This is a genomic window from Micromonospora sp. CA-263727 (assembly GCF_050942455.1).
Taxonomy (GTDB): Bacteria; Actinomycetota; Actinomycetes; order Mycobacteriales; family Micromonosporaceae; genus Micromonospora.
Genome location: NZ_CP192031.1, coordinates 2,857,242 through 2,882,101, shown reverse-complemented (window position 1 = coordinate 2,882,101; position 24,860 = coordinate 2,857,242). Strand labels below are relative to the sequence as shown.

Sequence of the window (24,860 nt, the reverse complement as noted above, 5' to 3'; positions counted from 1 at the left end):
ATGGCGGTGATCTCCCCGGACCGGTCGGCCCGGCTCGCCCCGGCCCGGATGCCTCCCGCCGACGTCGTTCGCGTCGGTGGGGTCGGGTTGCGTACCCGACCGCTGCGGGCCTTCCTCTCGGCGCTGGGCATCGCCATCGGCATCGCCGCCATGATCGCCGTGGTCGGGATCTCGTCGTCGTCCCGCGCCGAACTGGACCGTACCCTCGCCGCGCTCGGCACCAACCTGCTGACCGTGTCACCGGGGCGGACCCTCTTCGGCGGCGACGCGCAGCTTCCGCCCGAGGCGGTGGCGATGATCAGCCGGATCGGGCCGGTGAGCCAGGCGACGGCCACCGGTCAGGTCGCCGGCAACGTCTACCGCACCGACCGCATCCCGGCGGCGGAGACCGGCGGTATCGCCATCCGGGCGGCTCAGCTCGGGCTGCTGGAGACCGTCGGGGCCGAGGTGACGAGCGGCACCTGGCTCAACGAGGCCACCGCCCGGTACCCGGCCGTGGTGCTCGGCGCGACCGCCGCCGAACGGCTCGGGATCCGGGCCGCCGGTCCGGACGTGCAGGTATGGCTGGGTGGCCGCTGGTTCACCGTGGTGGGCGTGCTCGCCCCGGCGCCGCTCGCGCCGGAGCTGGACAGCTCGGCCCTGGTCGGCTGGTCCGTCGCGGCCGGTCACCTGGATTTCGACGGTCATCCCACCACCGTCTACACCCGCGCCGACGCCGACCAGGTCGAGGCGGTCCGGGCGGTGCTCGGGGCGACCGCCAACCCGGAGGCACCCAACGAGGTCGACGTCTCCCGCCCCTCGGATGCCCTGGCCGCCGCCCGGGCCACCGACGAGACGTTCACCGCGCTACTGCTCGGCCTCGGGGCGGTGGCCCTGCTGGTCGGCGGCGTCGGGGTGGCCAACACCATGGTCATCTCGGTGCTGGAACGGCGCGCCGAGATCGGCCTGCGTCGCTCGCTCGGTGCCACCCGGGGGCAGATCCGCACCCAGTTCCTCGCCGAGTCGCTGCTGCTGTCGGCGCTCGGCGGGACCGGCGGGGTGCTGCTCGGCATCCTGGTCACCTCCGGGTACGCGCTCTCCCAGGGCTGGCCGACCGTGGTGCCGGCCTGGGCGACGCTCGGCGGTGTCGCCGCCACCCTGGTGATCGGCGGCCTCGCCGGCCTCTACCCGGCGATCCGCGCCTCCCGCCTGGCGCCCACCGAGGCGCTCGCCACGGTGTAGCAGTGGGCTTCCGGCGCCGGGTGCGGCGCCGGAAGCCCTTTACTTATTCGTCATGGGGTTGCTGACCTCGGCGTATTCGGTGAATCCGAGCACGCCGCCGTGGAAAACCTTGGCCGCATCGATGTTCTTGGCGAGGATGCTGGTCATGGAGACGTTTGCCGCGTCGGGCGCTCTCTACCAGTGTGGACAGAACTCTGATCATGATGGCTGGGCCGGGCCGGTCCCCGCGCACCGTGGTCTGCGGCAGGGAAGGGGACCTGGTGCGGGTCGAACTGCAACGCATCGTCGATGCCGTCGCCGCCCACGCCGGCCGACCCGCGCTGATCGAGGACCGACGGCAGCGCGTCGTCGTCTACAGCGAACAGACCGGGCCGGTCGACGAGGTTCGCCGCGCCTCCATCCTGCGCCGGCAGACCGTCCCCGAGGTCATCGCCTGGCTCCGTGACTTCGGCATCGCCGACGCGCGGGCAGCGGTGCGTACGCCGGCCTGCCCGCAGCTCGACCTGCTGCCCCGGCTCTGCGTGCCGGTGCGCCACCATGACCTGCTGCTCGGTTTCGTCTGGTTCATCGACCCGGACGGCAGCATGCCCGACATCGACCTGGCCGCGACCGGGCTGCTCAAGGAGCTCTCCCTGGCCCTGTACCGGGAGAACCTGCTCGGCGAGCTGGCCGCGCAGAGCGAGACCGAGGCGGCGTGGACGCTGCTCGCCGACAGTCCGGACACCCGCGACCAGGCGGTCCGGGCGCTGCTGGAGGCGGGCATGATCGCCGCCGACGGGCCACGGATCGCGCTCGTCGCCCGCCTCGTCCCGCCGCGGCACCGGCAGCCGGACGAGCGGGCCCGGATCGCGTTGGAGCAGTCGCTGGTGGCGGCCCGGCGGCGGGCCGGCACCCGGGAGGCGCTGCACCTGGTCCGGCACGACCACGGGGTGCTGCTGCTGCCCGCCGAACCGAGCGCCGGCCGGCCCACTCCGGAGACCGCCGCCCGGCATCTCGACGACGACCTGCAACACGTCACGCGCAGCCTCGGTTCGGTGGAGCGGACCGTGGTCGGGGTCGGCCGGGTCCGGCCGCGCCTGGCCGACGTCGTCGAGTCGTACGCCGAGGCCCTGCACGCCGCGCGGATCGGCGCGCAACTGCCGACGCTGGGCCGGGTGGTGCTCTGGTCGGGCCTGGGTATCTACCGGGTGCTGGCCCGGCTCGGCGAGCAGCAGCTCACCGTGGCCGACGTGCACCCGGGACTGGCGCGGCTGCTGCCCGTACCGGGGAACCAGGCGCTGCTGACGACCCTGGAGCGCTACCTGGACCTGGCCGGCAACGCCCATGCCACCGCGGCCGAGCTGCGGCTGCACCGCACCACGCTCTACTACCGGCTGCAACGCGTCGAGGAGCTCGCCGGGACCGACCTCAAGGACGGCGCCGAGCGGCTCTGCCTGCACCTGGCGCTGAAGCTGGCCCGGCTGAGCGGGCATCACCCGCCCGAGGAGTGAGGCCGGCCGGGTTGGCCGCCGCCCGGGTCCGCCGCCGGCCGCGAGACGACCGGGTCTATCGCAGGCGACGGGCGGGGAACCGGGGCGGCGGCGCGGCGATCGCCTCCTGGACGGCGACCAGTTGAAGCTCCCGGGTGCCGGCCGCCAGCGTCGCCTCCAGCACCGCGAAGATCGAGGCGGTGGTGCGTTCCAGCGCCGTCGCCGGCGAGCCGGTCGTGCTCAGGTGTGCGAGGTACAGCGCGGCGGTGACATCGCCGCCGCCGTTCGGGCTGATCGGCAGCAGCGGGGTGGTCACCGCCCAGGCGCCCTCGTCCGACACGGCCACCATCTCCAGCGACCCCGGCGGCAGGTCGCCGTGCAGCACGCTGGTGACCAGCACGTGCCGCGGCCCGGTGTCGCGTACCGCGTCGACCGCCGCCAGCAGCGCGTCGAGCGAGTCGGTCGGGCGGTCGGCGAGGAACTCCAGCTCGAACTGGTTCGGCGTGATGATGTCCGCGCGGGGCACCACCACGTCGCGCAGGTACTCCGGGATGCCGGGCCGGACGAACATGCCCCGGCCGACGTCGCCCATCACCGGGTCGCAGCAGTAGACGGCGTCCGGGTTGGCGGTCTTCACCAGGGTCACCGCGTCGAGGATCACCGCGCCCATCGCCGGGTCGCCCTGGTAGCCGGAGAGCACCGCGTCGGCGTCGCCGAGGACGCCCCGGTCGGCGATGCCGGCGATCACCTCGGCCACGTCGGCCGGTGCCAGCAGCGGGCCGCGCCACGCGCCGTACCCGGTGTGGTTGGAGAAGTGCACGGTCAGCACCGGCCAGACCTCGTGCCCGAGCCGTTGCAGGGGGAAGACGGCGGCCGAGTTGCCGACGTGGCCGTAGGCGACCGAGGACTGGATGGAGAGGATCTTCACCGTCTCATCATGGCGGTCGACGCCGCGCGATCCGCCCAGGGTCCGGGTATCCGCCCGGCGGCCCGCTCGGCGCGACGGCGCTCAGGGCGGTGGCATGGTCAGCACGATCCGGCCGGTGGCCCTTCCCTCGGCCTGCCGGGCCCAGGCGTCGGCGACGCCGGCCAGCGGGACGGTCTCGTGGGTCGCGGTGAGCCGGCCGACGGCGATGTGGCCGGCGATCGCCCGGATCGCCGCCGCCCTCTGCGCCACGTCCAGCTCGTTGTTGGTGTAGCCGAGCACCCGCAGCGAGCGGCTGCGCAGGGTCGCGGAGTCGAGCGACGCCTGTTCCCCCGCCGAGCTGCCCAGGTTGACCAGCCGGCCGTGCGGGCCGAGGGTCCGCAGCGCGGCGGCGGCCGGCAGGCCGAAGAGCGGGTCGAGCACGAGGTCCACCGGCCCGTCGCAGGCGTCCCGGAGCCGGGCGGCGAGGGCGCCCACGTCGTCGGCGCCGCCGAGCGCGACCACGGCGTCGGCGCCCAGCGTGCGGGCCCGGTCCCGGGCGGCGGCGGAGCGGGCGGCGACGACGACCCGCCGGGCGCCGTGCAGCCGGGCCAGTTGCACGGCGGCCTGCCCGACGACGCCGCCGGCACCGAGCACCATCACCTGCTCCCCGGCCCGCAGCTCGCCGCGCCAGGTCAGCGCCATCAGCGCGGCCACCGCGGAGAGGCCGAGGGCGGCCAGCAGGGTGTCGACGCCGTCGGGCAGGGCGACCACGTCGGCGTACGGGACGACGCAGTGTTCGGCCATGCTGCCGTCGCCGGGGCGCATCCCGGCGGCGGTGGCGAACCAGACCGGCGTGCCGTCCTCCAGGTGGCCGACGCCCTGCACCCCCGGTATGTAGGGCGTGGCCGGCGGCCCGAAGTACGAGGTGCCGGTGGCGCAGAGCACATCCAGCGGGGTGATCGGGGCGGCGGCGACCCGGACCCGGAGCTGCCCGTCGCCGGGCCGCGGCGGCTCCCGGCGGGCGACGACGGGCAACTGGCCGCCGGTGGTGATGACGGCGGCGTCCATCAGGTGGCGATGTCCGGGTAGGGCAGGGAGAAGTGGGCCAGCCGGCGGGCGTACTCCTTCTGGAAGCCCAGCGGCTCGTGGTCGCGCTCGAACATGGCGATGAAGAGGGTCAGGGTGAGGAACGGGTGGGCGCCCAGCTCGAACAGCCGCACGTAGTCGTGGGTGGCCAGGGCCTCCCGCTCGGCCTCCTCGAACCGCAGCCAGGTGCTCGCCTCGGGGACGTGACAGTTGAGGATCTGGTTGGCGCGTTCGGCCTCCCACCAGGTCACCGTGGCCCGCGGATCGGCGCGGTAGCGCTCGACCAGGTCGGGATCGCGGTCGACGGTGTAGAGAAACTTGTTCAGCAGGTACTTGCTCATGCCGTCCCTCCGATCTCCGGCGCGCCGTTCGGGTACCAGGTGAAGTACGCCTCCATGGTGTGGAAGAGATCGAGGGTGTCGACGTAGTCGGCCTTCGCGCCCTCCCCCGCCACCCCCATCATGAGCATGAAGTCCATGAAGCCGTGGGTGGCGTTGCCGGGGGCGTGCAGGCTGTCCAGGGTCACCTCGGAGAGGCAGCCCTCCAGGTCGCCGTTGGCGATCCATTCGACCGCCCTGCGGTCGAACTCGGGGTCCGGCCCGTGCGCGCCGAACTGCCTCGGCCCGCCGAGCTCCAGCGACAGGTGGCCGGTGCCGATGACCGCGACCCGCTGGTCGCCGGGCCAGGATTCGACCAGCTCGCGGATGGTCCTGCCGAGCTGCACGAAGCGTTTCGGCTGGGGCAGCGGCGGGGCGAAGATGTTGGTGTAGACCGGCACGATCGGCAGGTCGGCCTCGGGGCGCAGGGTGATGATCGGGCAGGTGATGCTGTGGTCGATGCGCAGCTCGTTGCTGAACGCCAGGTCGAACCCGGCGTCGAGACCCTCGCGCAGCAGGTACCCGGACAGCTCCTCCTGGCCGCGCAGCAGCAGCCGGGGCAGGCCGAACTCGCGTTCCTCGTTGTACCAGTTGGCGTCGTAGAACGGGGCCTTGCCGATGAGGAACTGGGGCATGTTGTCCAACCACAGCTGGTGGAAGTGGTCGGAGCCGACCATCACCAGCACGTCCGGCCGGGCGCGGGTCAGCGTCTCCCGGAACGCGGTGATCTTGCGTACCCATTCGTCGGCGAAGGGGGGCCGGTCCTCGCCCTGCGCGGTGCTGGCCCGGTAGTAGAAGGGGTGGTGGGTGGAGGCGATGACCGCGGCCAGTGTGGCCATGGACGGCTCCTCTCAGGACGGGTCGGGGGCGGTGTAGGTGGCGTTGCGGTCGACGGTCAGGTAGACGTCCATGCCGATCGGGTTGCGGCGTTCCTCGGCGAGGTGGCCGAGCAGGCCGGCGGCGCGGGCCAGCAGCGCGAAGCCGCGCAGCAGGTCGACCGGGAGACCCAGGTCGGCCAGGGCGGCGCCGCAGACGCCGGCGCCGTTGAGCGGCAGGGTGCGGCCGAGCACCTCGGGGTGGACCCGGCCGATCGCCTCGAACAGCCGCAGGTGCGGCCCGCACAGCTGCTCCTCCTCGGCGATGCGGATGAGCACGGGGGTTCGGGGGTCTTCGACCTTGTGCACGGGGTGCCCCAGGCCGGGCACCAGCCGGCGGCCGGCGCGGGCAGCGGTGACCGCCCGGCGGGCGAGCGCGTCGAAGCCGGCGTCGTCGGTGGGCGGCGGCCCGTCGACGGCGGCGAGGGTGTCGGCGAGGAACCGGCCGCAGTCCTCGGTGACCCCGAGGAAGCGGGAGCCGCCGCCGAGCAGCCCGGCGGCGAGGGCTCCCTGGAGGGATTCCGGGGCGCTGAGATAGGTCAGCCGGGCGGCGATGGCCGTCGGGGTGAAGCCGTGGTCGGCGAGCGCGACCAGCACCGCCTCGAAGACGCGTACCTCGGACGGAGTGGGCCGGCGCTGCGCGACCAGCCAGAAGGCCAGTTCCCCGAAGCCGACCCGGCCCATCAGGTCGGCGGCGAGATCCTGGCCGAGCAGCCGGATGCTGCTGGCGTCGGAGGTGCCGATCGAGGTCGGGAAGCTGGTCACGGGTTCTCCTGCCGATCGGTGAGCCACTTGCGGATCTCGACGCCGTGCTCGTCCAGGCCGGGCGGCGGCAGGTCGTAGCGGGCCGGGGTGTCCGAGAAGGTGATCGGGTGCCGGACGCCGGGCACCGCCTGGTCGCCGTCGCCGACCTCGACCACCGGGTCGAGGCCGAGTTCGTCGGCGAGCGCCACGCCGCCGTCGATGGTGTTGATCGGGGCGCAGGGCACGCCCGCGGCGATCAGCTCGCGGAACCACTCGTCCCGGGTCCGGGTACGCAGCCGCTCGACCAGCAGCGGTCGCAGCTGCTCCCGGTTGGCGGTGCGGTCCTGGTTGCGCCCGAAGCGGGGGTCGTCCACGAGTTCCGGCGCCCCGAGCACCTCGCACAGCTTGGCGAACTGCTTGTCGTTGCCGGCGATGACGACCAGTTCGCCGTCGGCGGTGGGCAGCGGCTCGTACGGGAACAGGCTCGGGTGGGCGTTGCCCATCCGGTACGGCACCACGTCGCCCGCGACGTAGGCGCTGCTGTGGTTGACCAGGCCGGACAGCGCCGAGGTGAGCAGGTTGACCTCGACGTGCTGGCCGCGTCCGTGCGCGCTCCGGTGGTGCAGGGCGGCGAGGATGCCGATGGTGGCGTGCAGGCCGGTCATCACGTCGAAGACCGAGATGCCGGCCCGGTACGGCGGGCCGTCGGGGTCACCGGTGAGGCTCATCAGGCCGGAGACAGCCTGCACCATCAGGTCGTAGCCGGGCAGCGCCGCGCCGGGGCCGGTGCCGAAGCCGCTGATCGAGGCGTAGACGACGCCGGGGTTGGCCCCGGCCACCGTGTCGTAGTCGAGCCCGAAGCGGCGCAGCCCGCCGGGCTTGAAGTTCTCGATCAGCACGTCGGCGCGGCCGGCGAGGGCGCGGGCGACCGCCAGGTCGTCGGGGTCGCGCAGGTCCAGGGCGATCGAGCGCTTGTTGCGGTTGATGCCCAGGTAGTAGGTGGAGATCCCGTCCCGGACCGGGGGCATCCAGGTGCGGGTGTCGTCGCCGCCGGGGCTCTCCACCTTGACCACCTCGGCGCCCATGTCGGCGAGCAGCATGGTGGCGTACGGTCCGGCCAGGATCCGGGAGAAGTCGGCGACCAGCAGACCCCGTAACGGGCCGCCGGCCGGCTTCGGTTCCTGTTCGAGTCCGTGCTCCGGTGCCATCGACATCCCACTCCCGCCCGCCAGACGGACACATGTCCGTGTCAGCGAGTATTGGATCGCAAAAGCGGGCTGTCAACCGTTGACACCTCCACCGGCGACGCCCACACTTGCGCCCATCGCAGGTCTGCCCGCAGTACGGACAGCTGTCCGTTAGCGGGCCGCACCGACCACCGCTGGGAGTTGACCGCCATGAGCGCACCCGTATCAGGCCCGGATCCCGACCGTCCCCTGCTGTTCCGCAACGGCCTCGTCCTGACCATGGACGACGCCCACCGCGTCCTGCCCGGCGCGGACGTCCTCGTCGTCGGCGAGCGCGTCGCCGAGATCGGCGTCGGGCTGACCGCCCCCGACGGCGCGATCGAGATCGACGCGTCCGACGGCATCCTCATGCCCGGCATGATCGACACCCACCGGCACATGTGGCAGACCGCGATGCGCGGCTACGGCGCCGACTGGACCCTGACCCAGTACTTCGTCTGGTACTACCTGGAGTCCGGCAAGCTGTTCCGCCCCGAGGACGTCTACGCCGGCAACCTGCTCGCCGCCATCGAGGCGATCGACGCCGGGGTCACCACCACGGTCGACTGGTCGCACGGCCTACAGAGCACCGACCACGCCGACGCCGCCGTGGACGCCCTGCGCGAGGTGCCCGGCCGGTTCGTCCTCGCCTACGGCAACATCCAGCAGGGGCCGTGGGAGTGGTCCACCAGCCCGCAGTTCCGCGACTTCGTCGAGCGTCGGTTCGCCAGCCGCGACGACATGCTCGGCCTCCAGATGGCCTTCGACGTCACCGGCGACCCGGCCTTCCCCGAGCGGGCCGCGTTCGAGGTGGCCCGGGAACTCGACCTCCCGGTCACCACCCACGCCGGGGTGTGGGGCGCCACCAACGACGACGGCATCCGGCTGATGCACGAGAACGGCTTCATGACCCCGTCCACCGTGTACGTGCACGCCGCCACGCTCACCAACGACTCGTACCACCGCATCGCCGCCACCGGCGGCTCGGTCTCGGTCTCCACGGAGAGCGAGCAGAGCGCCGGCCAGGGCTACCCGCCCACCTGGGCGCTGTGCCACCACGACATCCCGGTGTCGCTGTCGATGGACACCAGCGTCTGGTGGAGCGGCGACCTCTTCTCCGCGATGCGGACCACGCTCGGCGCCGACCGCTCCCGCGAGCACCTGGAGGCGCACGCCCGCGCCGACACCGTCACGCACTGCCGGCTGCGCGCCGAACAGGTGGTCGACTGGGCCACCCGGGGCGGCAGCCGGGCGCTCGGCCTCGACACGGTGGTGGGCAGCGTGGAGACCGGCAAGAAGGCCGACCTCGTACTGATCAAGAACGACCGGTCGCCGGTGATGTTCCCGATCCTCAACCCCTATGGCCACGTGGCGTTCCAGGCCCAGCGCGGCGACGTGCACACCGTCGTGGTCAACGGCCGGCTGGTCAAGCACGACCACCAGCTGCTCGGGGTCGACCTGGCCAAGGCCCGGCGCGCCGTCGAGCAGACCGTCGAGCACCTGGTCGGCGCGATGGGCGCCGACGCCTGGGCCAGGGGCATGAACCCCGACATTCCCGAAACGAAGATCCAGGACAATCCCTACACCTACACCGAGTGGGACGCCGGCTCGGCGCAGTGGAAGCATTGACCGGCACGTGACCTGAGCGGAAGGCAGGCAGCAATGGCGCGCGACGCCCGACCCGACTTCATCGAAGCGCTGGCCCGCGGCCTCGACGTTCTGCGCTGCTTCCAGCCCGGTCGACCGGTGATGACGCTCAGCGAGATCGCCGGCGCGACCGGGCTGGCCCGGCCGACCGTCCGCCGGATCCTGCTCACCCTCGACGACCTCGGCTACGTACGCTCCGCCGAACGCGGCTTCGCCCTCACGCCCCGGGTTCTCGAACTGGGCATGGCGTACATCAACTCGCTGGACATGTGGGAGATCGCCCGGCCACACATGCAGCACCTGGTCACGCTGACCAACGAGTCGACGTCGATGGCCCAGCTCGACGGCAGCGACATCGTCTACGTCACCCGGGTCGCGGTACCGAAGATCATCACGTTGGCGGTGACCATCGGCACCCGGTTCCCCGCCCCGGCCACGTCGATGGGCAAGGTGCTGCTCGCCGCGCTGAGCGAGGCCGAACTCGACCGGGTGCTGGCCCTGCCGGGCCGCTCCGGCATCGCACCGCGCTGGCGACCGGACCGGGCCGCGCTCGACGCCGCGTTGCGCGAGGTACGGGCCCGTGGCTGGGCACTGGCGGACGAGGATCTCGCGCCGGGCATCCGGTCGGTGGCCACCGGCGTACGCGACGGCCAGGGCCGGGTCGTCGCCGCCCTCAACGTCACCGTGCACGCGGCCGAGACGTCGGTACGCACCCTCACCGAGGAGCACCTGCCGCGTCTGCTCTGCGCCGCCGCCGACATCAGCCGGGACTGGGCGTTGCTCGGCAGCGTGCCCAGCGTCGTGCACGACGTGCGTCCCCGGCCCGGTGACCTCGCCACCGCTGGTTAGCCGAGCAGGAAAAGGGGGGCCGCATCGCTGCGGCCCCCCTTTTTCCTCAGGGCATCACTCGAACAGCGACAGGGTCAGCGTCGAGGTGTAGGCACCCGCCGCGACATCACCCGGGGTCCGCAGGAACAGATCCGCGTTCACCGAGTACGCGTCACCCGCCACCGCACCCGAATCAAAGGTCGACACCAGGAGTTCCTGGTCAACCAGACCCACGTTGTTACCCGGCTGCGTCGCCTCGTCCAGAACCGTCACCACCTCTTCCCCCTCAGACACCAGGCCGGTATCGCCGCCGTCGATCAGACGCGGCTTCCAGCCCAGGTGACCGGCACCGATCGGGGCCTGACCCGCACTACCGACAAAATCGGTCGCGCTGCCCAGCACCGCCCACGCGGCACCCTCCGGCACCTCATCCGCGGTCCGGGTATCGGTCACCGTCACCGTCGGCAGGGTCCCGACGAACTGGCGCACCAGCAGCGTCGACCCGTCCTCGGTCAGAGCGACCGAATCCGCCGCCACCGACATGGCCAGCACACCCGGCTCCCGGATCTCCTCGATGTCGACCGTCACCTGCACGTCCGACTCGTCACCCGGCTCCGCCAGAGCCGGCGACGCCATCGCCACCGACCCGGCCAGCAGGGCACCGGCGGCACCCGCCGCGAGTAGCCGCTTACGACTCCGTGTGTTCATTAGATTCTCCGTTGCCGCTTGCAGTTACTGGGCTGAACGCGGGTCGGCGCAGTTGACGGCCGCGTATTCCTTGGTGACGACGCTCGTGACGGTCTCGCCGTTGAGCGTCCCGGTGGCGCGGGCGGTCGCCGAACCGGCCGAGACCGCGGCCACCCGGGTGTTGAACTGCTGGAAGGAGTTCCCACCCGGCGCGACGTTGGCGGCGGCCTTGTTGCCGTACGCGCTCTCCAGCGCGATGCTCACGGTCGCGTCGTGCTCGTTGTTCGCCTGCACCGCCACGTACGCCTTACCCGCCACGCACCGCACCTGGGCGGTGACGGTCAGCGGCAACGCCCCCGGGTCCCACACCTTCTTCTTGTTGAAGTTGGTGCCGTTCCCATCGGGCTGGTAGCCGTTCTCCACGTTGCCGCGGGCGTCGACCGAGAACCAGTGCACGGTCGTGCCGGACGGAACGGTCAGGATCTCGCCGCCCTCCCGGATGCCGGCCGACCCGTAGAGGGACGACTCGAACGTGGGCTTGGTGCCGTCGAGGGTGTAGAAGACCGCGGCCGGCTCGTTGGTGTCGAAGGTGACGTCGACCATGCCCGCCGTGTCGCTCGCCTCGACCTGCACCGAGCTGGTCGGCCGCGTCGTGTCGGTGTCGTAGTCGCGGGCCACCCGCAGCATCTCCACCAGACCGTTGGAGAACTCCAGCGTCTCCTCGCGGGCGGAGGCCCAGGCCGGCTGGAAGGACGTGCCGACCTCGAAGTTCCAGGCGTAGATGCCGTACTTGTACCAGAGCATGTCACCGGAGTTGCCGGCCGCCGAGTAGAGCACGTCGGCGATCGGGCCGGTACGCGCCGGGGTGACGGCCAGGTTGCGGTGCCGCTTGATGGCGGTCAGGATCCGCGACGAGGCGCCCCAGAACAGCGACTCCTCGGCCAGGGTCGGCCGCGGCGCCGAGATCCGGCCCGGGGTCGCGTACGAGCCGGGCGACCACATGAAGTAGTTACCCGAGGAGTGCAGGTTCATCGAGAACTTGATGTTCCCGCGGGAGGCCAGCCAGTCGACGTTCTTGTTCTCCGGCTCGGAGAGCTCGCTGGGCCCGGCGTAGGTGTCGCTGGTGCAGCTGGCCGAGGCGCCCGAGTAGCCGTCGAAGAGGCTGTACTCGGTGTAGTTGCGGTTGTTGTCCACACCCCAGCTGTTGCGGGCGAGGTAGTCCGCGTTCCCGGTCAGCGGGCAGTGGTTGGTCATGTTCCGGCGCTGCGAGTTGAAGTCGTAGAACGAGTAGTGCCCGCCATCCGGGTTGACCGACGGGGCGATCCAGATGTCGAGGTTGTCCACCAGCTCACGGGTGTTCGCGTCGCTGGCGTAGTTGCGCAGCAGCCGCTCTGCGGTCTCGATGGTCACCAGCGGCGGCACCCACTCGCGAGCGTGCTCCTGGGCATACGCCAGCACGCCGAGCTTGGAGCCGTCGCGGTGCTTGCCGATCCGGATGGCGTAGACCGGGTGCGGGTCGCGGGAGACCGACGCCGGTGCGAGGAGGCCGTCCGTCAGCGTGGTCTTCGCGGCCGTCGCCACCACACCCGTGCCCGCGTTGCCGCGGTAGGTGTACGCGTGCAGCAGCGTCGCCGCCTCGGCGTGCGCGTTGAGCGCCGCGACGACCTCGGCGGCGGTGCTGGTCACCGCGCCGGAGGCGTTGGTGGCCAGGCTGACCCGCACGTCGGTGCCGGTGACGGTCACCGCCAGGGGCGAGTCGGCGGCGCCGGGGTTGGCCAGCTCGACCGAGACGTTGTTGCCGCCCTCGTGGCCCCAGGCCAGCGAGTCGACGCCGACGCGGCTGGCGTTGGCGGTGCCGAGCACGGCCTGCGCCTTGCGCCGGTAGCCGTTGGTCTTGTAGGGCAGCTCGACGATCTCGGAGAGGCTCGGGTACTGCTCGGCCAGGTTCTTGATCCGGTCGTAGAGCTCGGTGGGGGTCAGGTAGCTGGTGACGAAGTCCTTCTGGTAGCCCGGACCCTCCGGAGAGTCGCCGGAGATTGGCAGCCATTCATTCACCTTGGCCACCGCGACGTCCCCGGTGGGGCTGGTGATCTGCACGTACTCCGGCCGGCTGGTCACGTTCGCCGCGCCGCGGTGGTACATGTAGACGCTCGCGTCGACGAAGCGGGTGATGCTCTGCGTGCCGCCGGAGCCCATCTCGGTGCCCGGTCCGCTGTCCCGCTGGACGGTGAGCGCGGTGGTGGCGGTCTGCCCCTGCGCCCACTTCGCCTCCACCGACAGCACCTGGGTCGAGCCGTTGGTGTAGTAGTCGGCACGGATGATCTTCACGTCGGAGGCGGCGACCCCGCGGGCCGCGATCCCCGCACCCGCGCCGAAGTCCTGGTTGTCGGCCAGGTGCGCGGCGATGGTCGCCTCGCGCTCGGCGATCCGATCCTGCGAGTCGGCCGCGGTGTGCAGGACCCTGCCGAAGGTGTAGCCGGCGGCGGTCAGGGTGGCCACCTCGTTGCCGGTCACCACCGCGTGCACGACGATGCCGCCGTCCTCGGTGCGGTCGACGTGGTGGTCGAGGTCGACGCCGGTGGCCACCAACGCGTCCAGTTCGTCGTTGTCGGCGAGCAGCACCTCGACCACGTTGGCCGTTTCGTCGGCGAGCCGGCCGAGGTCGGCGGGAGGCGCGGCGGGCGCGGCGGCCTGCGGCACGACGGCCGCCGCCGGGCTGATCATCAGCAGCACGGCTGCACCGGCGGCCAGGGCCGTGGATGCGGGTAGTCGGCGTCGCCACCGGGTACGGGTACGGAATTCGGACATGAGGCTTGTGGCCCCTTCTCGGCGTGCGGGTGGGCGAGGAGTTCGACGCGTCGCCTCGGCTGGTCTCAGCCCCGTAACCAGCCAAAAACGATGCGCCCGGAGTGGACGCTGCCCGCACCGCCAATTACGCAGCGTCACATCTCCGAAGTAGGGGGTGATCAGGTTGCGCACATCTTTGGCCCGCGAAAGGTCATCTGTCAATCGTCCCAAGGAACGGGATAGTGATCGCGCCCACCTTGCCCCGATCGTTCGCATACGGCGCTTGACCTGCATCAACACTGGAGATCAGGGTTCCGATGCTCGGGTACAAGAGGGGAACACGCGTGCCTGAAAACGCCGAACGGCTGACCCACACCGACCGTCCCGCCGAGGTCACCGACCCGCTGTTGTGGCGGCTCGCCCTGGCCGCCGCCGGACCGGCAGGTCCGTCCACGCACGGCAGACCTGCCGGCGACGGGCAGTGTCCACCCACCGGCCCCTCGGACGGCGCGGTCAATCGGCTGACCGGCGGATCGGGGTCAACCCGCTGTCAACGTAGCGTTGACCCGTGCGCGACACGCTGGGCCGGCTGGCCGGGATCCCGGCCGCCCGCGACGAGCTGGACGAGAACGAGCTGGATCTCATCGACCGGGCCCGGCAGGCCGGCGCGACCTGGTCGCAGATCGCCGACGCGCTCGGGCTCGGCAGCCGGCAGGCCGCCGAACAGCGCCGGCAACGCCTGGCCGGTGCGCGCCGGGCCCGGCGGACGGAGTCCGACCGACACTGGCCGGCCGAGATCGCCGCGCTGCGCGCCCGGCTCGCCGAGCTACAGCGGTGGATCGACGCCGACCGCCGCTGGGACACCCGGTTCTCCCGGGCCGCGCTGATCCGCCGCACCACCGCCCTCGCCCTGGAGGCGGAGCCCGGCGGCCTGTTCGACCTGGCCGGGCATATCGCCGCCGACCTCGCCGCGACACCCGGGCTGCCCCTTCCGGTACGCGCCGTCGCCGCCGACCTCGCCGCCGCGCTGTCAACGCGCCATTGACAGCTCTCCGTCGCTCTTGCCTCCAGTGGACTCAGCCTTGACGCTGTGAGTCACCCCGACTCAATCCTGGAGTGTCCGTGCGGCGCAACGCGATCCTCTTCGTGGCGATCTCCGTGCTCTCCGGCTTCGGCAGCAGCGCGATGTCCCTGGTCGCCGGCATCTGGATCCTCGACCTCACCGGCTCCCCCGGCCGCGCCGCGCTCGCCGGGCTCTGCGTCTACGCGCCCACGCTCGCCGGCCCCTGGCTCGGCGCGCTGGTCGACCGGATGCCGCGGCGACCGCTCGTCATCGCCGCCAACCTGACGCTCGCCGCCTCGCTGCCGAGCCTGCTCGCGGTCCGCGGCCCCGACCAGGTATGGCTCCTGTTCTTCGTGGCCACGGTCTACGGCATCGGGTACGTCCTCATCGACGCCGGCGAGAGCGCGCTGCTGCCCGCCGCGCTGTCGCCCAGCGAACTCGGCCACGTCAACGGCTGGCGGTCCAGCGCCCAGGAGGGCGTCAAACTCGTCGCCCCGCTGGCCGGCGCCGGCCTGTACGCCTGGCAGGGCGGCCACCTCGTCGCGCTGCTCGCCGCCGCCCTGCCGGCCGTGGCCGCCGCGCTGTACGTGGCGTTACGCCTGACCCGTACCCCGCCGGCCGCCGTCCCCCGCGCCCCGGGCGCCCGGGTCACCGGCGTCCGCGCCGGCCTCGCCGTCCTGTTCGGATCGCCGTCGACCCGGCTGCCGGTGAGCCTCGCCGGGGTGGCGATCGGCATGTCCGGCTTCACCACGGCCGCCGGATACGCGATCGTCACCGAAGACCTCGGCCTTCCGGCGACGTTCCTCGGCGTACTGCTCAGCTCCCAGGGCGCCGGCTCGATCGCCGGCGGACTGGCCGCCGGGCGGCTGATCGCCCGCTTCGGCCCGACCACCGTGGCCGTGGCCGGCGCGGCACTCTTCGCGGCGAGTTGCCTGGGCCGGTGCCTGCCCTGGTGGCCGGCGGTGGTCGCCGCCTCGGTGGTGGCCGGGATCGGCCTGCCGTGGGCGCTCGTCGCGGCCGTCACCGCCGTGCAGACGAACAGCCCCGACGAGTTGCTCGGCCGCGCCTCCGCGACCGCCAACACCGTCATGTTCGGGCCGATCGCGCTGGCCACCCCGCTCGGCGCCGCCGCCGTCCTGCTGGGCAGCCGGCCGCCGCTCATCCTCGCCGCCGCCATCTGCCTCACCACCGCCACCCTGGCCCGACGGGCCCAGCCGGCAAGGTCTCACGGGATGCGGGATCGAGTGGCCTCAGGGCGGCGGTGAGGCCACTCGATCCCGGATCGAGCGTGATCAAGGAGATCGGCGGCGCGACAGCGTGGCCTGCGGGGTCGTGTTCTACAGGGTGCGGGCCAGGCGGTCGGCGAGGATGCGGGCGAAGCGGGACGGGTCGGCCAGGTCGCCGCCCTCGGCGAGCAGTGCCGTGCCGTAGAGCAGCTCGGCGGTCTCCGCCAGCGCGCTCTCGGCGCCGCCCTGCTCGTGGGCCTTGCGCAGCCCGGTGACCAGCGGGTGGCCCGGGTTCAGCTCCAGGATCCGCTTGACCTTCGGCACCTCCTGCCCCATCGCCCGGTACATCTTCTCCAGGGTCGGGGTGAGGTCGTGCGCGTCGCCGACCACGCAGGCCGGGGAGGTGGTCAGCCGCGACGAGAGGCGTACCTCCTTGACCGAGTCGGCCAGCACGTCGCCCAGCCAGGCGAGCAGGTCGGCGTACTCGGTGCGCTGGCGCTCCCGCTCGGCCCCGGCCTCGGTCCGCTCCGCCTCGGTGTCCAGGTCGACCTGGCCCTTGGCGATCGAACGCAGGGTCCGGCCGTCGTAGCTGCCGACCCGCTCCACCCAGACCTCGTCGACCGGGTCGGTGAGCAGCAGCACCTCGTAGCCCTTGGCCCGGAACGCCTCCATGTGCGGGGAGTTTTCGATGGTGGCGCGGTGCTCGCCGGTCGCGTAGTAGATGTCGGACTGGCCGTCCTTCATCCGGCCGACGTAGCCGGCCAGGTCGGTGGGCTCGGCCGGGTCGTGGGTGGAGGCGGTCGACAGGACCTCCAGCAGGATCTCCTGGTTGTCGCCGTCTTCGAGCAGGCCCTCCTTGATCGCGGGGCCGAACTCGGTCCAGAGGGTGCGGTACTGCTCCGGCTGGCCGGTCTTGAGGTCCTTGATCGTGGCGAGCACCTTCTTGACCAGGCGGCGGCGTACGGCCTGGATCTGCCGGTCCTGCTGGAGGATCTCCCGGGAGATGTTCAACGACAGGTCGTGGGCGTCCACCACGCCCTTGACGAAGCGCAGGTAGTTGGGCATGAGCGCGTCGCAGTCGTCCATGATGAACACGCGCTTGACGTAGAGCTGTACGCCCCGGCGGCCCTGCGGGGAGAAGAGGTCCAGCGGCGCGTGCGACGGGATGAACAGCAGCGCCTCGTACTCGAAGGTGCCCTCGCCCCGCATGTGGATGGTTTCGAGGGGGTCCGCCCAGTCGTGGCTGACATGCTTGTAGAACTCGTGGTACTCGGCCGGCTCGACCTCGCCGCGGGGGCGGGCCCAGAGCGCCTTCATCGAGTTGAGCGTCACCGTCTCGACGGTGGCGGGGGCGTCGTCCGCACCGGGCCGCTCCACGGTCATCCGGATCGGGTGGGCGATGAAGTCGGAGTACCGCTTGACGATCTCGCGGATCGTCCACTCGGCGGTGTAGTCGTGCAGGTTGTCCTCGGCGTCGACCGGCTTGAGGTGCAGGGTCACCGCCGTGCCCTGGGGTGCGTCGTCGAGCGGGGCGACGGTGTAGGTGCCCGCGCCGGTGGACTCCCAGCGGGTGCCGCCGCTCTCACCGGCCCGGCGGGTGACCAGCTCGACCCGGTCGGCGACCATGAACGCGGCGTAGAAGCCGACGCCGAACTGGCCGATCAGGTCCTGCGACGCGCCGGTCTCCTTGGCCTCGCGCAGCTGGCGCAGCAGCTCGGCGGTGCCGGACTTGGCGATCGTGCCGATCACCGAGACGACCTCGTCGCGGGTCATGCCCACGCCGTTGTCCCGCACGGTCAGGGTGCGGGCGTCCCGGTCGACGTCGAGGGCGATGTGCAGGTCGTCGGTGTCGACGGCGAGGTCCTTGTCGACCAGTGCCGCCAGGCGCAGCTTGTCCAGCGCGTCCGAGGCGTTCGAGATCAGCTCGCGGAGAAAGACGTCCTTGTTGGAGTAGATCGAGTGGACCATCAGCTGAAGCAGCTGACGTGCCTCGGCCTGGAACTCCAACGTCTCGGTCCGGTCGTTCACACCATGCCCCTTCGCTCCTCGCCAGCCATGACGGTTCGCGGAAAGGATACGAGTCGTCGCGGTCCGGGTGCGCAGGGTGGTCCACCTCCGCCGCGACCGCGCCGCCGGTGCCCGGCAGCGCGCCGGCCCGCCCCGGGGCCGCAGGGGGCGGGCCGGCGGCGGGCACGGTCAGCGTCGGCGACCGTACGCCCCGGCGGCGAGCGTGACGCCGACCGCGGCGAAGCCCACCTGGATGGCCAGCTCGATCCAGTCGACGCCACGGGTCTCGGCCACGCCGAGGGCCCCGGCGACCAGCGTGCCGAGGATCGCGGCCACGATGCCGATCAGCATGGTCAGCAGGATCGGGATGCGCTGCCGGCCCGGCACGACGAGCCGGCCGAGCGCACCGATGATCAGGCCGATGAAGATGGCGGTGAAGAAGCCGGTGATTTCCACGAGAGCCGTCCCTCCAAGCGTCGACGTTGGCGCCGACCTTCTGCCCCGGTCGACGTCCCTGTCAAACTCGAACACCTCTCGCCGAGGGGATTGTCACGCGACCGTCACGGTCCCGAGCGATCAACGAGGGCTGATCAGGACCGCGTAGTCGGCCGCGGTGAGCGGTTCCGACGAGAGGGAGAGGTCCGCCCGGGGCACCCGCAGAGGCACGCCGTCGCGCACGAAGAGCACCGCGTCGACGTCGGTGCGGCCCGCGAGCGTGCAGACGATCTGCCCGTACGCGAGCGTGTTGTCGCTGCGGCCGGTGTCCGCGGCGGCCGGCGCGACCGTGACCCGGGCCTGCCCGTCGACGAGCTCGACCACGGCGGTGCTGAACGCGCCCGGCAGGGCACTGGTCAGGCCGTCGTCGCGCTCGGCCGGCGTGGGCCCGGCCAGCAGGTCGCGCAGCTGCGCGTCGACCGCGGGCACCTCGTCGATCCGGCGGATCACCGGGATCAGCCGGTCGTCGCGGGAGAAGTAGAGCATCTCGGTCACCGTGCCGGTCTCGGCCGCGGTCGGCACGGCCGTCGCGGTGTACGGGAACGGGCCGGGTGGCGGGGTCACCGACCGGGGGCGGTCCTCGGCGGGCACCCCGCAGGCGGCGACCAGGCTCACCAGGGCGACGGCCACGGCGAGGCGGGCGGTGGTCAGGGTGGTGCGGGCGATGCTCATGAGACGCTCCCGGGCAGGGTGATCCGGAACCGGGCGCCGCCCTCGGGGCGGTCGCTGACCGAGGCGTCGCCGCCGTGCGCGGCGGCGTGCTGGGCCACCAGGGCGAGCCCGAGCCCGGTACCGTCGCCGCCCCCACGGTAGTTGGCCGCCCGACCGCGCACGAAGCGGTCGAAGATCGCTTTCCGATCCCCCATCGGCACCCCCGGGCCCTCGTCGTCCACCTCGACCACGCCGGTGTCGCCGTCGCGGGCGAGCCGCACCGAGACCGGACCGGCGCCGTAGCGCTCGGCGTTGTCGAGCAGGTTCGCCAGCACCTGCGTGACCCGGCGCTGGTCCACCTGCCAGGTGGCCGGGGCGTCCGCGTCGAGGTGCACCATCGACTCCGGCAGGTCCCGGTCGCGGCACGCCTGCCGGGCCAGCGCGGCCATGTCGACCGGCTCCCGGTGCACCGGTTGGTCACTGCGCGCCAAATCCAGCAGGCCGTTGACGAGCTGTTGGAAGCGGTCGATCTCGTCGGCCACCAGCCGGGACGCGGTGGCGGTCCGCTCGTCCTGGTTCTCCCGCCGACGGGACAGCACACTGGCCGCCGCGGCCAGCGTCTGGAGCGGGGAGCGCAGCTCGTGGCTGACGTCGGCGGCGAAGCGCCGATCCCGGTCGATGCGCCGGGCCAGCTCGTCGACCATCCGGTTGAAGGAGGTGGAGAGCCGGTTCAGGTCCGGGTCGGTGTCCGGGGCGAGGCGGGTGGTGAAGTCACCGGCGGCGATCCGCTCGGCGGCGTCGGCGACGGCGGTCAGCGGGCGCAGCCCGTGCCGGGTGGCGTACCAGCCGAGCGCCGCCCCCGAGCCGGCCACCATGATGGCCACCGCGGTCAGCGCCAACGCCAGGATCTGGAAGGTCTGCTCCAGCTCGCGCAGCGAGGCGATCTCGTAGAACGATGCCGACTCCGACAGCGGCACGCCGACCAGCATGACCGGCTGGTCGTCGACCCGGACCCGCTGCACCGCCGGCTCCCCGGCCCGGACCAACTCGTGCAGCCGGACCGGCACGGCGGCGGTGAGCCGATCGGTGTCGGCGTTGCGGGCGTACCACTCGTCGTTGAGGTACAGCAACGCCCGCCGGCTGGTGCCGGTGTCCAGCGCCCGCAGCGCCTCCGCGGCGTCGGGGTTCTCGGTGTTCAGCCCGGCCCGGACCACCGCCGCGTCGTAGTACGCCGCCCGCAGCACGGTGCGTTCCCGCTCGTCGAGCAGCGTACGGCGGGTCAGCTCGTAGGACACCAGGGCCATCGAGGCGGAGAGCAGCAACGCGCCCACCGCGAACGCGGCGGTGACCCGGGCCCGCAGTCCGAGGCGTCTCATCGCTGTAGTTTGTAGCCCAGCCCGCGCAGTGTCACCAGATGCCGGGGGTTGGCCGGGTCGGTTTCGATCTTCTGGCGCAGCCGGCCCACATGCACGTCGACCAGCCGCTCATCGCCGCTGTCGTAGCCCCAGACCCGGCTGAGCAACTGCTGGCGGGAGAGCACCCGGCCGGCGTGCTCGACCAGCTCGCACAGCAGCCGGAACTCGGTGCGGGTGACGGCGACCGGCTCCCCGGCCCGGCGTACCTCCCCCGCCTCGGGGCTGACCTCCAGCTCGCCGAAGGCGAACACCGGCACCGGCGCCTCCACCACGCTCACCGTGCGGGCCCGTCGCCGCAGGGCCCGCAGCCGGGCGGTCAGTTCCTTGATCGCCACCGGCTTGATCACGTAGTCGTCGGCGCCGGCCTCCAGTGCGGCGACGATGTCGTGGGTGTCGTCGCGGGCGCTGACCACCACGATCGGCACGTCGTCGTCGCGGCGCAGCTGGCGGATGCCCTCGAACCCGTCGATTCCGGGCAGCATCAGGTCGACCAGGACGTAGTCGGCCGGGTCCCGGCGCTGTGCGCGCAGCCCCTCCTCGGCGGTGGCCGCGCCCCGGGCGTCGTAGCCCTCGTCCTCCAAGGCGAGCAGCAACGCCAACCGGATCCGGTCGTCGTCCTCGATCACCAGTACCGCTGTCATATCGGAATCATCCACAAGCCCCTGCGGGCCGGCCAACCGCGCCCGGCTTAAGGGTGTTTTGTCACGCAACTGTCATACGTCCGCGCGGTACCCGCCAACCCCGCTGGGCAGGGTGAGAGCCGACCTCGGGACCTCAGGAGAGGGGGCCATCGACGTGTCCACGCCACGACGCCCCGAGTGCACCGTGCCGCTGGTGGAGGTGGCCATCACCGAGTTCGACCTGGCCTGCCTGCCGGAGACCGGCGTGGTCTTCGACCAGCTGCTGACCCTGCATCCGCAGCAGGTCGTGATCGACCTCTCCGGATGCCGGCACGTCGACGCCGCCGCCATCGGCCTGCTGCTCGACGTGCACCGCCGGATGGTCCGCGCCGGTGGCGTGCTCTCGGTGCGCAATCCCAACCCGCGCATCGCCCGCATCCTGCAGGCCGCCCGGCTGGACCAGATCCTGCCGGTGCACACCGACGCCGGGGCGCCGCCGGCCGTGGTCCCCGACGCCGGCACACCGACCGCCGGTGCCACCACACTCCCGGGTGCGGCTTCGCGTACGGCCGGGTACGGCCGCGCGGCTGTCACCGTACGCACCTGACGAACCGCAGCTGACGCACGAATCCGCGAGCACGAGGAGCAGCATGACCATCGCCGGGATCGCCGCGGCCCTCGCCGTCGGCGTCTCCGTCGGTGCGCTCGGCCGGCTCGTCGTTCCCGGTCGGCCGAGCGTGCCGCTGTGGCTCACCATGACCATCGGCGCCGTCACCGCGCTGCTCGGCGCCATCAGCGCCTGGCTCGCCGGCGTCCGGGGGTTCAGCCTGCCGGGCCTGGTCGTCCAGGCCGGTCTCGCCGCGGTCGGCGTGATGATCGTGGTCGCCACCGCCAGCAAGGAACGCTCCGACTCCCGCTGACAAGTCCGTACGGCGACGGTGCCCCACCCGACGCCCCGAGTCCGTGTCCCGGCCGCACCGGCCCCGGCACCGGAGAGGAAGCAGGATGACCGTCGTACCGGACGACAACCTGATGACCCTGATCTGCGACGTCTGCGGCGAGACCACCACCGGCACCGCGTGCGTGCTGCCGGACGCCGAGGTCGTCTGGACACTGGTTTCCGACCATGGGTGGAGCGGTTCCCCGTTCGCCACCGGCCCGCACCGCTGCCCCCGGTGCAGCGCGCTGCCCCCGGGCAAGACCCCGCGGGGTGGCGACCGTTCCGGCGGACCGGGCAACGCTGTCGGCGGCGACCGCATCGGCGACGTGATGGTGGTCGCCACCAGCGGCGACATCGACGCGGAGACCGGCGACGCCCTGCGCACCGCGCTGCGCGGAGCGGTGGAGATGGGCGGGACGGTCGTGGTGGACCTGACCCGGGTCCAGGTCATCGACCCGGTCGGGCTCGGCCTGCTGGTCCGCGCCCACCGCGAGGTTCGTGACCGTGGTGGGCGGCTCTGCCTGGCCGCGCCGTCGAGGTTCATCCGCACCGTGCTGCACACGATGAAGCTCGACGGGGTCTTCCCGGTCTACGACAGCCTCGATGCCGCCCTCGCCGAGCTGCGGACGGCCGTCCGGCCCGACGCCGCGACGACCGACGCCGGGGCCCCGGCCTCCCTGCCGAAGCGGCGTCGGCCGGCCAGCAGCGTCACCGTGTGACCGCCCGGTGGCGATGAACCAGCATCGTCACGCCGACCGCGACCTACCACTCATCGTTACCCGCTTGTCCTCATCCTGCGTCGGTTGGGGTAGTTTAGGGAACCATGCAGGATGACTGGCTGTCGGCCGAGCAGGTCGCCGAAGGGCTCGGCCTGCACGTGCGCACCGTGCGCGGCTACATCCGCGGCGGCCGGCTGAAGGCCGTCCGGATCGGCAAGCAGTACCGCGTCTCCCGAGCCGACCTCGACGCGTTCACCGGGCGGGCGGCCGGCCCGCCCCCACCACGGGTCGAGGTCTCCACGGTCGTCGAGGTCGACGCCCTCGGCCCGAGGGCCGCCGACCGGCTGAGCACCCTGCTCGTCGCCGGTGCGCAACGTCGCGACGCGACCGCGCAACTCCGCGTGCGGACGGTCTACGACGACGCGCGCCGCCAGCTCAAGGTGATCGTCCTGGGCAACCTGGCGGACACCGTCGACGTCCTGCGGTTCATCGAGGACGTTCTCACCGAGGGGAACGACCTGTTCCGCACTGATCCGACCGACCCGGAGGTAGGTCATGGCTGACCCGGAGGCACCTCATGGCTGACCTGGTGACCGAACGCCGGGGCGTACCGGTGCTGGTCTGCGACGAGGACGGGCCACCGATCGCCGGCGTGCCGGACGCGCTCGACCTGATCGGGGCCACCTACGGCCGGGCGGACGTGGTGGCGGTGCCCGCCGGACGATTCGACGAACGCTTCTTCGTGCTGCGCACCGGGCTGGCCGGGGAGATCATGCAGAAGTTCGTCAACTACCGCGTCCGGCTGGTGGTGGTCGGCGACATCTCCGCCCAGGTCTCGGCCAGCACCGCGCTGCGGGACCTGGTGACCGAGTCGAACCGGGGCCGCCAGGTGTGGTTCGTGGCCAACCTCGGCGAACTCGACGACCGGCTGGGCTGAGCACCGGGCGCTGCCGAACATCGGGCCGGCAACGTTCGCCCGGCGCTGATTGAACCGATCCACTGCCGCCGCACGTACCTGATGGCGAAGGGAGTGGCCCATGAAGCGCCTGACCCCGTTGCTCACCCTCCTGTCGGGGGCCGTGACGGCTGCTGTGTTGTTCACGATGAGTGCACAGGCATCGCCGCCGGCCACACAGCCGGCGGCGGACTCCGGCCCACCAGCCGCCGCCGCGCCGCCAACCGACGCCGACGCCGACGCGGAGGCCGATGTCGAGGCCGACGCCGACGCCGAGGCCCCTGTGGACGAGGAGCAACCGGACCCCGCGAACACGCGTCCCGGCCAGACGTCTCCGCCGACCGCACCGGACGCGTCATCGGCCGGCACGGAGGTCGCCAACGTCGAGGAGAACTGGATCGGCGAGCTGGAGAACGGCGCCACCATCGCCATCACCGTCAAGGGCGGCAAGGCCGAGGCCTACGTCTGTGACGGCCGGAGCATGGAGCTGTGGCTCTCCGGCACGGTGCGGGACGGAAAGATCGAACTGACCGGAAAGGACGCCAAGCTGACCGGTGTCATCCGGAGTGACAGCGCGAGCGGCGAGATGATCGTCGGCGTACGCCGATGGAAGTTCACCGCCTCGCCGACCGACAAGTCGGCGGTGAAGTCCGGCTCGGGCACCGCTCCGGCGATCTACCGGGCGACCGACGAGGTACGCAAGGCCGGCATCGACGGCGGCTGGATCATGTTGCCCGACGGCACCCAGATCGGCATCGTCACCTGGAACGGCAAGCCGATCCCGGCGCCGCCGCTGGACCCGGCCTTCTACAGCACCATCGTCAACGGGGTCACCATCACCGCCGAGCCGGTCATCCCGGGGGCACCGTGATGTCCCAGCACCGCCAGGGCAACGTGCGGACGGTGCCCCGCCGG

General features: G+C 72.2%; 25 protein-coding genes. 12 read left to right on the top strand and 13 right to left on the bottom strand.

The window, feature by feature from the left end:
- Both ACQPYA_RS12810 and ACQPYA_RS12805 read left to right on the top strand, forming a co-directional pair.
- Nucleotides 1-1,221: an ABC transporter permease gene (locus tag ACQPYA_RS12810; RefSeq protein WP_433532802.1), complete on the top strand. Its 1,221-nt coding sequence runs from the start codon at nt 1-3 to the stop codon at nt 1,219-1,221.
- 200 nt (nt 1,222-1,421) lie between these two features.
- Nucleotides 1,422-2,711 (top strand): PucR family transcriptional regulator, encoded by a 1,290-nt coding sequence (locus ACQPYA_RS12805; protein WP_433532801.1) that lies wholly within the window; start codon nt 1,422-1,424, stop codon nt 2,709-2,711.
- Between the two features lie 55 nt (nt 2,712-2,766).
- On the opposite strand, the gene pdxY is transcribed toward ACQPYA_RS12805, so the two are convergent.
- The 6 genes from pdxY to ACQPYA_RS12775 form a co-directional block, all read right to left on the bottom strand.
- A complete protein-coding gene (gene pdxY, locus ACQPYA_RS12800; RefSeq protein ID WP_433532800.1) occupies nt 2,767-3,618 on the bottom strand; it encodes a pyridoxal kinase PdxY in 852 nt (283 codons plus the stop codon).
- Between the two features lie 81 nt (nt 3,619-3,699).
- Nucleotides 3,700-4,665: a quinone oxidoreductase family protein gene (locus ACQPYA_RS12795; protein ID WP_433532799.1), complete on the bottom strand. Its 966-nt coding sequence runs from the start codon at nt 4,663-4,665 to the stop codon at nt 3,700-3,702.
- Nucleotides 4,665-5,024, bottom strand: coding sequence for a hypothetical protein (locus ACQPYA_RS12790; protein ID WP_433532798.1), 360 nt, complete (start codon nt 5,022-5,024; stop codon nt 4,665-4,667). The genes ACQPYA_RS12795 and ACQPYA_RS12790 overlap by 1 nt, the downstream gene beginning before the upstream one ends.
- Entirely contained in the window at nt 5,021-5,899 is an 879-nt protein-coding gene (locus ACQPYA_RS12785) for an extradiol ring-cleavage dioxygenase (protein ID WP_433532797.1), read from the bottom strand. Before ACQPYA_RS12785 ends, ACQPYA_RS12790 begins: the two co-directional genes overlap by 4 nt.
- A gap of 12 nt (nt 5,900-5,911) precedes the next feature.
- Nucleotides 5,912-6,700: a citryl-CoA lyase gene (locus ACQPYA_RS12780; RefSeq protein WP_433532796.1), complete on the bottom strand. Its 789-nt coding sequence runs from the start codon at nt 6,698-6,700 to the stop codon at nt 5,912-5,914.
- Nucleotides 6,697-7,893, bottom strand: coding sequence for a CaiB/BaiF CoA transferase family protein (locus ACQPYA_RS12775; protein WP_433532795.1), 1,197 nt, complete (start codon nt 7,891-7,893; stop codon nt 6,697-6,699). The genes ACQPYA_RS12780 and ACQPYA_RS12775 overlap by 4 nt, the downstream gene beginning before the upstream one ends.
- Nucleotides 7,894-8,076: 183 nt before the next feature.
- Between ACQPYA_RS12775 and ACQPYA_RS12770 the strand changes: the two genes are divergently transcribed.
- Complete coding sequence (locus ACQPYA_RS12770) at nt 8,077-9,534, top strand: amidohydrolase family protein (protein WP_433532794.1); 1,458 nt, start codon at nt 8,077-8,079, stop codon at nt 9,532-9,534.
- A 33-nt stretch (nt 9,535-9,567) separates the two neighbouring features.
- The gene (locus ACQPYA_RS12765) at nt 9,568-10,401 is read left to right on the top strand and encodes an IclR family transcriptional regulator domain-containing protein (protein ID WP_433532793.1); all 834 of its coding nucleotides are present in this window, start codon (nt 9,568-9,570) and stop codon (nt 10,399-10,401) included.
- 54 nt (nt 10,402-10,455) lie between these two features.
- Here ACQPYA_RS12765 and ACQPYA_RS12760 read toward each other — a convergent pair whose 3' ends face one another.
- Both ACQPYA_RS12760 and ACQPYA_RS12755 read right to left on the bottom strand, forming a co-directional pair.
- Entirely contained in the window at nt 10,456-11,088 is a 633-nt protein-coding gene (locus ACQPYA_RS12760; protein ID WP_433532792.1) for a hypothetical protein, read from the bottom strand.
- A 24-nt stretch (nt 11,089-11,112) separates the two neighbouring features.
- Nucleotides 11,113-13,875 (bottom strand): M14 family metallopeptidase, encoded by a 2,763-nt coding sequence (locus ACQPYA_RS12755; protein WP_433532791.1) that lies wholly within the window; start codon nt 13,873-13,875, stop codon nt 11,113-11,115.
- A gap of 547 nt (nt 13,876-14,422) precedes the next feature.
- Between ACQPYA_RS12755 and ACQPYA_RS12750 the strand changes: the two genes are divergently transcribed.
- Both ACQPYA_RS12750 and ACQPYA_RS12745 read left to right on the top strand, forming a co-directional pair.
- On the top strand, nt 14,423-14,899 hold the full coding sequence (locus ACQPYA_RS12750) for a hypothetical protein (protein WP_433532790.1): 477 nt from the start codon (nt 14,423-14,425) through the stop codon (nt 14,897-14,899).
- Between the two features lie 77 nt (nt 14,900-14,976).
- Nucleotides 14,977-16,182, top strand: coding sequence for an MFS transporter (locus ACQPYA_RS12745; RefSeq protein WP_433532789.1), 1,206 nt, complete (start codon nt 14,977-14,979; stop codon nt 16,180-16,182).
- Nucleotides 16,183-16,254: 72 nt separating this feature from the next.
- Here the strand turns inward: ACQPYA_RS12745 and htpG are convergent, their stop codons facing one another.
- The 5 genes from htpG to ACQPYA_RS12720 all read right to left on the bottom strand — a co-directional run bounded on the left by htpG (nt 16,255) and on the right by ACQPYA_RS12720 (nt 21,352).
- Nucleotides 16,255-18,111, bottom strand: a complete 1,857-nt coding sequence (gene htpG, locus ACQPYA_RS12740; RefSeq protein WP_433533488.1) for a molecular chaperone HtpG — start codon at nt 18,109-18,111, stop codon at nt 16,255-16,257.
- A 228-nt stretch (nt 18,112-18,339) separates the two neighbouring features.
- The gene (locus ACQPYA_RS12735; protein ID WP_433532788.1) at nt 18,340-18,606 is read right to left on the bottom strand and encodes a GlsB/YeaQ/YmgE family stress response membrane protein; all 267 of its coding nucleotides are present in this window, start codon (nt 18,604-18,606) and stop codon (nt 18,340-18,342) included.
- 120 nt (nt 18,607-18,726) lie between these two features.
- Nucleotides 18,727-19,317 (bottom strand): GerMN domain-containing protein, encoded by a 591-nt coding sequence (locus ACQPYA_RS12730; protein ID WP_433532787.1) that lies wholly within the window; start codon nt 19,315-19,317, stop codon nt 18,727-18,729.
- Nucleotides 19,314-20,672 carry a sensor histidine kinase gene (locus ACQPYA_RS12725; RefSeq protein ID WP_433532786.1) on the bottom strand — a complete coding sequence of 453 codons (1,359 nt, stop codon included), beginning with the start codon at nt 20,670-20,672 and terminating at the stop codon, nt 19,314-19,316. The genes ACQPYA_RS12730 and ACQPYA_RS12725 overlap by 4 nt, the downstream gene beginning before the upstream one ends.
- Entirely contained in the window at nt 20,669-21,352 is a 684-nt protein-coding gene (locus ACQPYA_RS12720) for a response regulator transcription factor (protein ID WP_433532785.1), read from the bottom strand. The genes ACQPYA_RS12725 and ACQPYA_RS12720 overlap by 4 nt, the downstream gene beginning before the upstream one ends.
- Nucleotides 21,353-21,506: 154 nt before the next feature.
- On the opposite strand from ACQPYA_RS12720, the gene ACQPYA_RS12715 reads away from it, so the two are divergent.
- The 6 genes from ACQPYA_RS12715 to ACQPYA_RS12690 all read left to right on the top strand — a co-directional run bounded on the left by ACQPYA_RS12715 (nt 21,507) and on the right by ACQPYA_RS12690 (nt 24,816).
- Complete coding sequence (locus ACQPYA_RS12715; RefSeq protein WP_433532784.1) at nt 21,507-21,938, top strand: STAS domain-containing protein; 432 nt, start codon at nt 21,507-21,509, stop codon at nt 21,936-21,938.
- 43 nt (nt 21,939-21,981) lie between these two features.
- A complete protein-coding gene (locus tag ACQPYA_RS12710; protein WP_433532783.1) occupies nt 21,982-22,251 on the top strand; it encodes a GlsB/YeaQ/YmgE family stress response membrane protein in 270 nt (89 codons plus the stop codon).
- A gap of 85 nt (nt 22,252-22,336) precedes the next feature.
- Complete coding sequence (locus tag ACQPYA_RS12705; RefSeq protein ID WP_433532782.1) at nt 22,337-22,990, top strand: anti-sigma factor antagonist; 654 nt, start codon at nt 22,337-22,339, stop codon at nt 22,988-22,990.
- Nucleotides 22,991-23,094: 104 nt separating this feature from the next.
- Complete coding sequence (locus ACQPYA_RS12700; RefSeq protein WP_433532781.1) at nt 23,095-23,553, top strand: helix-turn-helix domain-containing protein; 459 nt, start codon at nt 23,095-23,097, stop codon at nt 23,551-23,553.
- A 14-nt stretch (nt 23,554-23,567) separates the two neighbouring features.
- Entirely contained in the window at nt 23,568-23,927 is a 360-nt protein-coding gene (locus ACQPYA_RS12695) for a DUF4180 domain-containing protein (protein ID WP_433532780.1), read from the top strand.
- Nucleotides 23,928-24,027: 100 nt separating this feature from the next.
- Nucleotides 24,028-24,816, top strand: coding sequence for a hypothetical protein (locus tag ACQPYA_RS12690; protein WP_433532779.1), 789 nt, complete (start codon nt 24,028-24,030; stop codon nt 24,814-24,816).
- Nucleotides 24,817-24,860: the final 44 nt, after the last annotated feature.